This is a genomic window from Amycolatopsis sp. NPDC051071, from assembly GCF_040682875.1.
Classification (GTDB): Bacteria; Actinomycetota; Actinomycetes; order Mycobacteriales; family Pseudonocardiaceae; genus Amycolatopsis.
Map to the genome: position 1 here is coordinate 1 of NZ_JBFBBY010000187.1, position 13,226 is coordinate 13,226.

The 13,226-nt window shown below is 66.9% G+C and carries 10 protein-coding genes; 5 read left to right on the plus strand and 5 right to left on the minus strand.

Going from position 1 to position 13,226, the window contains the following annotated elements; all coding sequences use genetic code 11:
- Positions 1 to 91: 91 nt before the first annotated feature.
- The 4 genes from AB0M65_RS35545 to AB0M65_RS35560 form a co-directional block, all read right to left on the minus strand.
- On the minus strand, positions 92 to 2,137 hold the full coding sequence (locus AB0M65_RS35545; protein ID WP_364038027.1) for an MDR family MFS transporter: 2,046 nt from the start codon (positions 2,135 to 2,137) through the stop codon (positions 92 to 94).
- A gap of 423 nt (positions 2,138 to 2,560) precedes the next feature.
- On the minus strand, positions 2,561 to 3,016 hold the full coding sequence (locus AB0M65_RS35550; protein WP_364038030.1) for a MaoC family dehydratase: 456 nt from the start codon (positions 3,014 to 3,016) through the stop codon (positions 2,561 to 2,563).
- A complete protein-coding gene (locus tag AB0M65_RS35555; RefSeq protein WP_364038033.1) occupies positions 3,013 to 4,344 on the minus strand; it encodes an MFS transporter in 1,332 nt (443 codons plus the stop codon). The genes AB0M65_RS35550 and AB0M65_RS35555 overlap by 4 nt, the downstream gene beginning before the upstream one ends.
- Positions 4,345 to 4,481: 137 nt before the next feature.
- Positions 4,482 to 5,387, minus strand: coding sequence for a LysR family transcriptional regulator (locus AB0M65_RS35560; RefSeq protein ID WP_364038036.1), 906 nt, complete (start codon positions 5,385 to 5,387; stop codon positions 4,482 to 4,484).
- Between the two features lie 108 nt (positions 5,388 to 5,495).
- On the opposite strand from AB0M65_RS35560, the gene AB0M65_RS35565 reads away from it, so the two are divergent.
- Genes AB0M65_RS35565 through AB0M65_RS35580 form a run of 4 tightly spaced genes read left to right on the plus strand, consistent with a single transcriptional unit; the run spans position 5,496 to position 9,837 of the window.
- Positions 5,496 to 6,407, plus strand: a complete 912-nt coding sequence (locus AB0M65_RS35565) for a CoA-transferase (RefSeq protein WP_364038054.1) — start codon at positions 5,496 to 5,498, stop codon at positions 6,405 to 6,407.
- A complete protein-coding gene (locus AB0M65_RS35570) occupies positions 6,404 to 7,174 on the plus strand; it encodes a CoA-transferase (RefSeq protein WP_364038039.1) in 771 nt (256 codons plus the stop codon). The genes AB0M65_RS35565 and AB0M65_RS35570 overlap by 4 nt, the downstream gene beginning before the upstream one ends.
- Positions 7,175 to 7,183: 9 nt before the next feature.
- On the plus strand, positions 7,184 to 8,680 hold the full coding sequence (locus tag AB0M65_RS35575) for a 3-hydroxyacyl-CoA dehydrogenase (protein WP_364038042.1): 1,497 nt from the start codon (positions 7,184 to 7,186) through the stop codon (positions 8,678 to 8,680).
- A complete protein-coding gene (locus AB0M65_RS35580; protein ID WP_364038045.1) occupies positions 8,677 to 9,837 on the plus strand; it encodes an acyl-CoA dehydrogenase family protein in 1,161 nt (386 codons plus the stop codon). Before AB0M65_RS35575 ends, AB0M65_RS35580 begins: the two co-directional genes overlap by 4 nt.
- Before the next feature lie 869 nt (positions 9,838 to 10,706).
- Here AB0M65_RS35580 and AB0M65_RS35585 read toward each other — a convergent pair.
- Positions 10,707 to 11,822 (minus strand): LLM class flavin-dependent oxidoreductase, encoded by a 1,116-nt coding sequence (locus tag AB0M65_RS35585; RefSeq protein ID WP_364038048.1) that lies wholly within the window; start codon positions 11,820 to 11,822, stop codon positions 10,707 to 10,709.
- 428 nt (positions 11,823 to 12,250) lie between these two features.
- Between AB0M65_RS35585 and AB0M65_RS35590 the strand changes: the two genes are divergently transcribed.
- Positions 12,251 to 13,135, plus strand: coding sequence for a twin-arginine translocation pathway signal protein (locus AB0M65_RS35590; RefSeq protein WP_364038051.1), 885 nt, complete (start codon positions 12,251 to 12,253; stop codon positions 13,133 to 13,135).
- Positions 13,136 to 13,226 lie beyond the last annotated feature (91 nt).

The window sequence follows — 13,226 nt, forward strand, 5'->3', positions numbered from 1 at the left end:
CCGAGTACGACCCGGTACGAGGACGAAGGGCCCACACCACCAGGAACCACCTGGATCACGAACCCCATCGAACAGATTTGCCAGACACGCCCTAGACGGCGGCAGCGTGCTTCCCGCGAGGGACGTCGTCGGCCGCCTGGTCGAGGATGTGGTTCGCGACCCGCTCCAGCGCCGCGTACAGGTCTTCGTATCCCTCGGTGCCCCAGTCTTGGAGCCGTTCGGCGAGCCAGTCCTTCCAGGCTTGGAGGAGCTTGCCGAGTTCGGCCCGGCCCGCCTCGGTCGTCGCCCAGCCGCCGCGCCGATAGGTCAGGTGCCCGGTCAGTTCCAGCTTCGCGAAGGCCGGTTCGAAGACCTCGGGCGGGACGCCGTGGCGCTCACCAATCGCCGTCAGCGACGTCGGCTTGCCCCGCCGTTCCCGCAGCCGCACCTGACCCACACACCACAGCCCGCCGCGGTCCAGTTCGCAGCCGGAGCGGGCCGCGACCATGGCCGTCGCGGCCCGCCCTTCGCGGGCCAGCAACCTGCCGACAGCGCGTTCGAGATCCTGGTCGCGGTCGCTCGGGTCCGGCATCGCGAAGCCGTCACCGAGATCCTGGGCGCCGACCCGCGCGGTGTCTCGCAACGGAACCTCCTTGAGGAAGAACGCCAGCACCAGCGCCACGAGCCCGACCGGCGCGGCGTAGAGGAACACCGAATGCAGGGAATCGCTGTAAGCCTGGATGTAGGGAAGCGACACCGATTCGGGCAGTTGGTGCAGTCCGCTCGGGATCTGCACGATCCGCGGGTCGATCCCCGGCGGCAGCGGGTGTTCCGCGGTCGCCTTCGCCATGTTCGGCGCCAGCTGGTTGGCGTAGATGGTGCCGAAGATCGCCGCGCCGAACGAGGAGCCCATGGAACGGAGGAACGTCACCCCGGACGTCGCCACTCCCAGGTCACGGTAGTCGGCGGTGTTCTGCACGACGATGACGAGAACCTGCATGCTCAGCCCGATCCCCAGGCCGAGCACCGCGAAGTAGAGCGACATCTCCCAGAACCCGGTCGTCGGCGTCAGCCGGGAAAGCAGGTACAGGCCGAGTGTCAGCCCGACCCCGCCGAGGATCGGGAAGATCTTGTACCGCCCCGTTTTGCCGACCAGGTTGCCCGCGATGACACCCGCCACCAGCAGGGCGATCACCATCGGCAGCATCCGGACGCCCGAATCGGTCGCCGAGATCCCGTGTACGTACTGCAGGTAGGTCGGCAGGTACGACAGCGCGCCGAGCATCGCGAACCCGACGACGAAGCTCAGGATGGCCGACACCGTGAACACCGGATTCCGGAACAACCGCATCGGCAGGGTGGGTTCCTTCGCCCGTTTCTCCGCGAAGACGAACAGCACCAGCAGGATCACCGAGCCGATCGACATCCCGATGATCGTCGGCGAGTCCCAGGCGTACTGCGTGCCTCCCCAGCTGGTGACCAGGGTGAGACCGGTCGCGGCGAGCCCGATCAGTGCGATGCCGAGGTAGTCGATCACCGGTTTGGCGGCTGACTTGACCGACGGCATCACGCTCGCCGCCACGATCAGCACGAGCACCGCCACGGGAATGTTGACGTAGAACGCCCATCGCCACGACAGGTGGTCCACGAACAGCCCGCCCAGCATCGGGCCGAGCACGGTGACGACGCCGAAGACCGAACCGAGTACACCCTGGTATTTGCCACGATCCCGCAGCGGAACGACGTCGGCGACGAGCGCCGTGGCCGTGACCATCAGGCCACCCGCGCCAAGGCCCTGGACGGCCCGCGCCACGATCAACCAGATCATGTCGTCCGCGAACCCGCAGAAGAACGAGCCGCCGGTGAACACGATCACCGACAGCTGGAACATCAGCTTCCGGCCGAACAGGTCACCGAGCTTCCCCACGACGGCGGTCATGATCGTCTCGGCGAGCAGGTAGGAGGTGATCACCCACGAGAGATGCCCGGCGCCACCGAGATCGCCTACGATCGTCGGCAACGCGGTCCCGACGATCGTCTGGTCCAGCGCGGCGAGCAGCATGCCGAGCAGGACCGCCGCGAAGATCGCGTTCACCTGCCTGCGGCTCAGCTCGGGCGGGGCGCCACCCGGCCGGACGGCGTCCACGATCGTGGCCATCGGACCTCCCTTGCCTCAGGCTCAAACCTAGGTGCCCGGCGTGGTCTGCTCCACCGTGGACGATCACTCGTTCCGGTGATCCGTCCGGCGAACCGCGCGACGCCGGGACGGGTCGGCATGCCCCCTCGCACCGTCGATGTCTGCGTCAGATGCCACAGAACCCACTTTGCCACTCAAAAGAACCCAAAATGGTCAGAGTCCTTTTCTGGAATTATTGTCGGTGCTCGCAGGTGCCGAAAGGACTCTTTATCGAAACCCATATCCGCTGGAGGGGAGATGTATGCCGAAAACAGTTGGCCAAGATGTTGCTGTCCCAATTAGAGAGCGAAGGTCAGCTCACGCCGCGCCGCACACGGTCGCTGTCCGCGTCTATGAAGGAATTGGGACGTTGAGTGTCCCAATTCCTTCATAGACAAGCCCGAGTCAGGGGTAGTAGCGCGTGACGGACTCCGCGGCGCACGCCGGTTTACCCGAACCTTCGAGTTCGAAGGTGAACGCGCGCACCATCTGCACACCGCCGCGCGGTACGGGCGCGACGTCCAGGACCGACGCGTGCAGCCGTACCCGGCCACCGACCGGGACCGGCGCGGGGAACCGGACCTTGTTGAGCCCGTAGTTCAACGCCATCCCGACACCGGTGACGTGCAGCAGTTCGGCGAACATCGGGATGCACCAGCTCAGCGTCAGATAGCCGTGCGCGATCGTGCCGCCGAACGGTCCGGCCGCGGCGCGCACCGGGTCGGTGTGGATCCACTGGCCGTCGCCGGAGACCTCGGCGAAGGTGTCGATGACGTCCTGCGTCACCTTCCGCCAGGCCGACGTGCCGAGATCGCGTCCTGCCAGTGCTTGGATCTCCTCGATGCCGTTCGCGGTGATCACCGGATCACCGCCGCGGTGGTGGGTGCCGTTTCGTCGGCGCGCTCGTCGTAGTTGGGCCGCTTCAGAAGTGCCAGCATGCAACCGAGTGTCAGCAAGACCTGGAGCACCGCGAACACGATCACGGCGGCGATCGAGCCGGTGACATTGAGCAGGAACTGACCCACGATCGGCGTGGTGCCGCCGAGCAGCGTGCCGCACAGCTGATAGCACAGGGAGATCCCGGTGTAGCGCGCATGCGCGGGGAACCGGCTGGCCAACATGCCCGCGAGCGCGGCGTAGTAGAGGCAGTGCGGGACGGTGGCGACCACGACGCCGACCATCGCCCACGTGTAGTCCCCGGTACTGATCAGCAGGAACATCAGCGGCATCAGCACCAGTTCGGGCAGCAGCATCACCGACACCGCGCGGCGCCAGCTGGTCATCTTCGTCACGATCACCGCACCCCACGGCTGCACCAGGATCTGGGTGATGTTGGCGACCAGGATGATGGTGAGGAAGGAGCTGCGGGTGAAGCCGATGTCCGAGGTGGCCCACGACAGCGCGAAGGTGGACTTGAAGTAGGTGGCGGACAGCCCGATGGTGCAGGCGCCGATGCCGAGCACGATCAGCATCGGGTGATTGCGGACCACCTCGGTGAGCGGCAGCTTGGCGACCTTCTTGGCCTTGATCAGTCCCGCCATGGCCGGGGACTCGGTCACCTTCAGCCGGATGAACAGCCCGACGACGACCAGCAGCGCGGAGGCGAGGAATGGCACCCGCCAGCCCCAGCTGACGAACGCCGCGTCCGGTAGCTGGCTGATGGCGAGGAAGCTGATCGTGCTCAGCGTGTTGCCCACCGGCGAACCCTGCTGGGCGAAGGCGCCGTAGAGGATCGACTTCCCTTTGGGTGCGTGCTCGGAGGCGATGAGCACGGAGCCGCCCCATTCGCCGCCGAGCCCGATGCCCTGGATCATCCTGATGAGCACGAGCAGGATCGGCGCGGCGATCCCGATGGTCGCGTAGCCCGGCAGCACGCCGATCAGGGTGGTCGAGATACCCATCAGCAGCAGCGTGATGACCAACGTCTTCTTGCGGCCGAGGCGGTCACCGATATGCCCGAAGATGATGCCGCCGAGCGGCCGGGCGAGGAACCCGACCCAGAAGGTCGCGAACGCGACCAACGTGCCGAGCGCTCCGTCGAGTTCGGGAAAGAAGACCTTGTCGAACACCAGCGCGGAGGCGGTGCCGTAGATGTAGAAATCGAACCACTCGATGGTCGAGCCGATGAACGCCCCGATGCCCGCGCGTTTCGCGGTCGCGTTCGCGCCACGCTCGCTCGCCGAACCCATGCCGTCTCCTTGGATCGCCGTTGTTCCCGGGCACGGCGACCCCCGGCGCCAACGTCCCTGTTCTGGCCGGAACGATGCCAGCCGCCACCGAGACACGTCCAATACCGAATAGGCCGGTCAGTAAGTGCTGTCGCGTATCAATCGCTGCCGGGTACGGGCGTGGGCAGCGCCTCCTTGGCGACCGTGAGCACGGTCCGCAGCGCCGCGGACGGATTGTCGGCGCGCCAGGCCAGCGCCGCCTGCAGGCGCATCCCTTTGCCGGCGAGGCGCCGGTAGACCAGTCCCGTCTGCTGGATGTGCTGGCAGGACGTCAGTGTCAGCGTTACGCCGACCCCGGCAGCGACCAGTGCCAGGATCGTGTACGAATCCGGTGCCTCCTGGACCACCTTCGGGGTGAAACCGCCGTTGGCGCAGGCCTTGACGGTGGCCTCGCGGACCGTGGAGCCCGCGTTCGCGGGGAAGCTGACGAACACCTCCGAGGCCAGTTCCTCGATGGGGATACGCGGATGCTTGGCCAGCCGATGATCCGACGGCAACGCGCAGATGAGCTCCTCCTCGTCGATCACCCTGGCTCGCACGCCCGGCTGGGTGATCGGCAGGCGTACGAAGCCGAGATCCAGCGAACCGTCCGCGACGCGGTCGAGTGCCACGTTGGCGTAGGTCTGCCCGCGCATCACCAGTTCGAGCCCGGGGTGCGCGGCCCGTACCGCCCTGGTCAGCAGTGGCAGCGACTCGTGGCTCGACGCTCCGGCGAAGCCGACGGTGACCCGGCCGAACTCGCCGCGGCCCGCTGCCTTCGCGGCGCGGGTGGCCAGGTCGAGGTCATCGAGCACGGTGCGGGCAGGCGAGAGGAAGGACTCGCCCGCGCTGGTGAGGCGCACCGATCGGGTGTTGCGTTCGAACAGCGCGACCCCGAGTTCGCGTTCGAGCTGGCGGATCTGCTGGCTCAGCGGTGGCTGAGCCATTTGCAGGCGCTTCGCGGCGCGGCCGAAGTGCAGTTCCTCGGCCACCGCCAGGAAGGCGTTCAGATGACGGAACTCCATGTCGCCCTCGATTATTCTGTGTGCGGTATCAATCTGACCTTAATTCGGTATTGGACTCTGCACAATGCCGACTGGCACGGTGAATCCGTGACCGACAAGACGACCACGATGGCCGAGGCCATTGCCGCCTTCGTCCACGACGGCGACACCGTCGCGCTCGAGGGGTTCACCCATCTGATACCTACCGCGGCGGGGCACGAGATCATCCGGCAGGGCCGCCGCGACCTCACCGTGGTCCGGATGACCGCGGATATCGTCGTGGACCAGATGCTCGCGGGTGGCTGCGTGCGCAAACTGGTGTCCTCGTTCGTCGGCAACTCCTCGGCGGGCTCGCTGGGGGAGCTGCGGCGGCGGATCGAACGTGCCGACCCCGAACCGCTGGAGTTCGAGGAGTACAGCCACTACGGCATGATCGGCCGCTACCTGGCAGGCGCGCAGCGGCTGCCGTTCTACCCGGTGCGCTCGTACGGCGGCAGCGACCTGCCGTCGGTCAACCCCGGCCTCCGCAAGGTGCGCTCGCCCTACGACGACGGCGAGCAGGTCTACGTGGTGCCGCCGGTCAACCCCGACGTGACGATCATCCATGCCCAGCGGGCGGATCGGTCGGGCAACACCCAGGTCTGGGGCCTGACCGGAATTCAGGCCGAAGCCGTGTACGCGGCGAAGAAAGCCGTGGTGGTGGTCGAGGAAGTCGTCGACGACGACGTGATCCGCCGCGATCCCAACCGCACGCTCATTCCCTCGCACGCGGTCGACGCCGTGGTGGCCTGCCCACGCGGCGCGCATCCGTCGTTCGCGCAGGGCTACTACGACCGGGACAACGCCTTCTACCGAGGCTGGTCGGCGATCAGCGCGGATCCGGCGCGCCTGCGTGGGTGGCTGGCGGAATGGGTGCTCGGCACCCGGGATCACCCGGAATACGTGGCGAAGCTGGGGGAGCGTTACTGGGCGGGCCTCGCCGTCGACGACGCACTGAGCCTGCCGGTGAACTACGGGCGGCGAAGGGAAAACACACGATGACGTCCACAAAGGACACCACTTCGTCCGAGCTGCTGTCGGTGGTCGCTTCCCGGGAACTGGCGGGGAAACGCACCGTGTTCGCCGGGATCGGCCTGCCGACACTGGCCGCGTCCCTCGCTCACCTCACGGTCGCGCCGGAGCTGGAGATCGTTTACGAATCCGGGGTCTGCGGTGCACATCCGTCGCATTTGCCGGAAACCATCGCCGACGCCGTCCTGATCACCGGTGCCGAAGCGGTGCTGTCGATGCCCGCGCTCTTCGGCAACGTGCTGCAGGGCGGGCATATCGACGTCGGGTTCCTCGGGGCCGCGCAGATCGACCGGTGGGGGAACCTGAACTCGTCGGTGATCGGCGACTGGGCCGATCCGGCGGTGCGGTTGCCGGGGCCGGGTGGCGCGATGGAGGTGATGGCGAACTCCGGTGAAGTCTTCGTCGTGATGCGCCGCCACGACCCCAGGTCCTTTGTGGACCAGCTGGACTTCTGCACCTCGCCCGGTCCCGACCGCGCGCTGGCCGACGGCATCCGGCCGCTGGGTGCGGGGGTCACCAGGGTGATCACCGACCTCGGCATCCTCGCGCGGCCGGGGGTGGGTGAGCCCCTGCGGCTGGTCGCCGTCCACCCCGGCGTGACGGCAGGCCAGGTGCGCGCGGCCACCGGCTGGCCGCTGGAGGTCGACGGTGACCTGGCCACGATCGAACCCCCGGCCGCGGCCGAACTGCGGCGGCTACGCGAACAAGTCGACCCCGGCCGCGTCTACCTGCGCTGAGGAGTGAACATGCGGATCAGGGTCATCGGAACCGGTGTGATGGGGCGGGGGATCGCGCAGTGGGCGGCGACCGCCGGGCATATCGTCGAACTCGCCGACGCGAGGCCCGAAGCGGTCGGTGAGGCGATCGACTTCGTCGGACGGCTGCTCGACCGCGCGGTCGTCAAGGGGCGTATGACGGAACCGGAAGCGGACGCGGTCCGTACGAGATTCGTGCCGCTGGACGTGGTGTCGGCGCCGGGCGACGTTGACCTGGTGATCGAAGCCGTCCGTGAAGACCTGGAGACCAAGGCCGCCCTGTTCACCGGGCTGGAAGCGGTGCTGCCATCCACGGCGATTTTCGCCACGAACACGTCCTCACTGCCGGTCACGCGGATCGCCGCGACACTGGCCGATCCGTCGCGGCTGGCCGGACTGCACTTCTTCAACCCGGTGCCGTTGATGAAGATCGTCGAGGTCGTCCCCGGCGCGGCCACCCGCCCCGACATCCCCGGCACGCTGGCCGAACTGGTGCGCGCGTCCGGGCATCGCGCGGTGACGGTCGCCGACACCCCCGGTTTCCTGGTCAACCACGCGGGACGCGGACTGGTCACCGAGGCGTTCGCGTTGCTGGAGGACGCCGTCGCCGAACCGGTGGTGATCGACCGGATCGCCCGCGACGTGCTCGGCCTGCGGATGGGTCCGTTCGAACTGATGGATCTGACCGGTCTCGACGTGACGGCCGCCGTCATCGACTCGATCTGGACCGGGTTCCGGCATTCCGACCGGCTGCGGCCCTCGTTCCTCACCCCGAACCGGGTGGCGGCCGGACTGCTCGGCCGCAAGAGCGGGCGCGGGTTCTACGACCACCGCCCCGGCGCCGAGACCATCCCGGAGGTGCCCGCCGCCGTCGTCACCGAGTGTCCACTGTGGATCGCCGGGGCGGGGCCGGACGCCGACGCCTTGCGTGCGGCGCTGCCGGAGACGGTGGACGATCCCACTCCCGAAGCCGTCGTGCTGGTACCGACCTGGGGCACCACGGTCTCGGCGGCGATCGCCGAGCAAGGGCTGCCCGCCTCCCGGACCTTCGGCGTGGACCCGCTTTCGTTCACCACCCGTCGCCGGGTGCTGGCCGTGACACCCGCGTCCGACCCGGACGCGGTCCGCGTGGCCGCCGGCGCGCTCGCGGTGGGCACGGAAGCGGTCTCGGTGGTGCGTGACACCGACGGCTCGGTCGCCCAGCGCCTGCTCGCCTCGATCGTCTCGGTCGCCGCGTCGATCGCGGAACGTTCGCTGGCCACACCGGAGGACATCGACCTGGCCGTCACGGCCGCGTTGGGCTATCCGGTCGGACCACTTGCCTGGGGGGATCGCGTCGGCGCCGGGCGCCTGCTCGACCTCCAAAGCCGGCTGCACGAGAGCACCGGCGACCCGCGATACCGGCCGACGCGCTGGCTGCGGGAGCGAGCCGAACTCGGCCTCCCCTTGACCGCATCCGCTTACCCGCTGGAAAAGGAAACACCATGATTTCACCGGATTTCGGCCTGACCGAGACGCAGCGCGACATCCGCGCCATGGCGGCGCGGTTCGTCGACGACGAGATCGTCCCGCACGCGAGGGAGTGGGATCGCACCGAGCAGGTCGATCGCGGCATCGTGAAACGCCTGGGAGAGCTGGGATTCCTCGGCCTGATGGTCCCGGAGACCTACGGCGGCGTGGACGCGGACATGCTGTCCTACGTCCTGGTGACCGAGGAACTGGGGCGAGGCGACTCCGCGGTGCGTGGCATCGTGTCGGTGTCGCTCGGCCTGGTCACCAAGACCATCGCGACGCACGGTACAGATCAGCAGCGGGAGTACTGGCTGCCCCGCCTCGTCAGTGGTGACGCGCTCGGCTGCTTCGCCCTCACGGAGCCGGGAACCGGCACTGACGCGGCGTCGGTCCGCACCCGCGCCATCCGCGACGGCGGAGACTGGATCCTCGACGGCGGCAAGATGTTCATCACCAACGGCACTTGGGCGCAGGTGGCGCTGACCTTTGCCCGCACCAGCGAGCACGGCCTCACCGCCTTCTTGGTGCCGACCGGCTCGCCGGGCCTGACCGCGAGGGAGATTCACGGCAAGCTCGGACTGCGTGGCCAGGCGACCGCGGAGCTGACCTTTGACTCCGTTCGCGTACCCGACTCGGCAAGGCTTGGCGAGGTGGACCGCGGTCTGGGCATCGCGCTGGGTGCGCTGTCCCGTGGCCGGGTCTCGGTCGCGGCAGGCGCCGTCGGGCTGGCGCAGGCCGCCGTGGACGCCGCCGTCCGGTACTCCACCGAGCGCACGCAATTCGGCCGTCCGATCGCGTCGTTCCAGCTGGTGCAGGAACTGCTCGCCGATTCCACCGTGGACGTCCGGGCGGCAAGGCTGCTCACCCATCACGTGGCGCGGGTCGCCGATTCCGGTGTCCCGCCGAAGGAATACGCGACGGACGCGTCCATCGCGAAGTACCACGCCAGCGAAACCGCGGTGCGCGTCAGCAACAACTGTCTCCAGGTTTTCGGCGGCTACGGGTTCATCGACGAATTCCCGGTGGGCAAGTACCTGCGGGACGCGCGTGTGCTGACCCTCTACGAAGGCACCAGCCAGGTGCAGAAACTCCTGATCGGCCGCGACCTCACCGGCATCAACGCGATGCTCTAGTAGATGGTTGATTCCGTGATAGGAGGCTGGGCCACTCCAACCAGGGGGTCCTGACTGGTTACCCCTCATTGCTACTCGCGACTCCCTGGACCGACTCGCTCGGGGGGTGTCGCGAAGGGCACTCACGCCCCATGTGACCCAAGGGTAGTCGCGATGTCTTGAAGGCCCCCTTTGAGACGTTGATCGTCTCAAAGGGGGCCTTCAGGACATGCCCGCGACCACAGGCGGCTGCCAGGTATGGGTTCGGATGGTCGTGGGTGGCATTTTTTCCGTGAAAACCACGTGAAGCTCAGCGAGGCGCTGTAGCTGCCGTATGTCACGACCGTGGCTCGCACCGAAGGGGCGTGGCGATACGGTCAATCGGACAATTCGGCACAACTGGTGTCCCTTATGGACAGTCAAGGGAAGGGTTCCTTCGCGGGGTTGCACTCACGCGATCTTCACGGAATCACTCATCTAGAGCGCGGGTCGTGGAACCTGCGGCGGTGGTGGTAGCGGGAGGTGGGGATCGAGCGCGACGCCGCCCGTGCGGAGCGTGTCGTCGAGCATTCGCCAAATCCAGCGGGCAAGCAGTCCGGCGCACAGCTCGCCGGGATGGTCCGCTCGGTCGATCTTCCGAACCCTGAGGAGGCCTTGACCTGCGTCGCGGGCATCGGGTCGGAAGCGTGGGACCGGCTGTTCACCGGTCTTGGTGACGCCGTCTCCGTGGTCGACCATGCCACACTCGAAGATGGTGACGGCGCACGACGAAAGATCGTCCGCGACAACATGCCCTTCGGATCGATCTTACGCGGCCGATCCTGCGGTGATCGAAGAGATGCTGAGCCGAATGATCCTCGGCGACCCATCCGGCCGGTCGGAGCGCAAGTTCAGGGGCTCGATCGCGGTCTCCGGACCCGGATGCCGCGGTCCTCCAATCGGGGGAGCACCTCCTGCGCGAAATATTCGAGCTCTGCCAGGTAGTCGACGAACGACACCGTCATGCCGCCGAAACCCGCTCGGTGGAGGCACTCGATCTGGTCGGTGATCTCGTCCGGTGTGCCGATCAGCGGGTAGCTGCCGTGTCCGGCGGCGAACCGGGCCCGGAACGTCTGCAGCATCTGTGGTGTGAACGACTTGGCGTGGAGGCCTTGAAGCCGCATGAGGTTGTCGACGGCGATCCAGTCCGCGTTCTCGTCGGCGTAGTAGCGCAGGTATTCCTCGGCTTCTGCCCGCGTGGGGCGGCATACGACGTGGGCAAGGGTGAACACCCCCGTGTCCCGGTTGTAGCGCTCCCGCGCCTGGGCGCGTACCTGGCGGACGATCCCTTCGCCGTCTTCGGGACCGCCGACGATAGTGAACACGAAGTCGGCATTGCGTGCGGCGAACTCGCGTCCCTGGTCCGAGGAACCCGCGTTGAGCACGGGGAGCGGCCGGTCGTAGGGCTTGGGCAGGCCTTCGACGTGCTGGAGCTGGAAGAACCGGCCGTCGTGGTCGAACGGTTTCGTGGCCCGCCAGATCTTACGGACGATGTCCCACCACTCTTGGGCGAGCGCGTAGCGGTCGTCGTGGCTGTCCGGCAGGTCGACGCCGAAGGCTTCGTACTCGGGTTTGTTCCATCCTGCCACGATGTTGATGCCGGCCCGGCCCTGGCCGATCTGGTCCACTGTGGCCAGTTGCTTGGCCACGACAATTGGATGGTTGAAGGCCGTGTGGACCGTCGAGAACACGAAAATGCGACTGGTGTGGGAAAGCAGGCCCGCCGCGAGCGTGGTCGGATCGAGCACACTCTCGTGGAAGTTGGTCTCGCCGCCGTAGCCGATCCACCGGGCGGCGGGAAGGAGGAAGTCGATGCCGGCGTCGTCGGCCAGCTTCGCCAGCCGCAGGTTGTCCTGCCAGCTACCGGACCAGCGTTCGGGGACCTTGGTCACCGCGAGGCCCGATGAACAGTTCGAGGCGAACACCCCGAGCTTGAACCCTTTGCCATCCGCGATGGCTTTTGCCATGTCCCGCGCCCTAGGAGGCGAAGTCCGGCCGGCCCATCCACCGGTTTCCTGGGGAGTCCGTCTCGGTCAGCAGGTCTGGAGCAGACATGAATCCTCCACAAGTGGCGGTGCTGCCGGAGGGCAGCCTGCTCAGGTTAGCGACCGAATCGGGTCGCCGTTACGCCGAATGGTCTCGGTCACCTGTACGCCCGACGGCCGCGACGTCCTGGTGCCGCAGCAGGAGCGGGTCGCCGATGACGTCCGCACGGCCGCGCACGAAAGCCACACTTGTCACGGAATAACGGCGACGGCGGTGAGCGGAAATGGTAGCCGTGGTCGGACTTTTCTCAAGCTGGACTTCGAGACGTCGTAGGCGAAATGCCGTAGCAGAGGTTCGAGAATTTGGCCCATCAAAGGATAGTGATCGCTTCGAAGTATGATGCGCGAGAGTGAACGATCTCGACAGCGGACGAGTCCTGGCGGACAATCGGATGCGCGCGGCACCTGCAGGCGAAGCCTTGTTGCGCTCAGTTATCTGCTCCCATCATTCGGCGAAAAGGAAAACTATGCATGACGATGATGAGCCAGTAGGTCGGGTGCTCGACAGGCGGCAGGCGTTGATGCTGCTCGGCGCGGTTGGTGCGACACTCACTGTCGCTGGATCCGCCACGGCGAGTGCGACCACCTCCACGGCGGGCACTCCCGAAGTCTGCGCGCTGGATTGTGTAGTCAAACCAGAGCAAATGGAGGGTCCGTACTTCGTCGACGAGCGGCTCAACCGCTCCGATATCCGCAGTGAGCCGTCCACCGGACAACTGGTTCCCGGCACCGCGCTGGCAATCAATTTCACCGTTCAGCAAATTCGTCAGCAGGTGTGCACGCCACTGCCGGCGGCGATGATCGACCTCTGGCAATGTGACGCGTACGGGCTGTACTCTGACATTCCGTCTCAAGGAAGTTCCGGCCGCCGGTTCCTGCGTGGTTACCAGAACACCGACCAATCGGGGGCAGCCCGGTTCACTACCATTCTGCCGGGTTGGTATTCGGGGCGCACACTGCACATCCACGTCAAAATACGCACCGTCGGAACCAACGGCCGTCCCTACGAGTTCACCTCGCAGCTGTACTTCACGCCCGAGTTCGGCGCGGCCTATCTGCGGACCGACCCGTACCGGCGGAAAGGCCCGGCCGACACGACCAACAACCGCGACTCGATCTACCGCAGCGGTGGTGCGCAAATGCTGCTGCGCCCGCAGCAGGCCGGAAACAGCTACACGGCGGACTTCGCAATCGGCCTCGACCTGTCGAACACCCAAGTCGGCAGGCCCGACTAGCTTGAGTTTTAACCTGTTCGGCGGGGTCGTGGGTTGCTGGACTTGGTTTTCTTTCTGTGGTTGGGTTTCTGTCTGTTTGGGCTGGTGACGG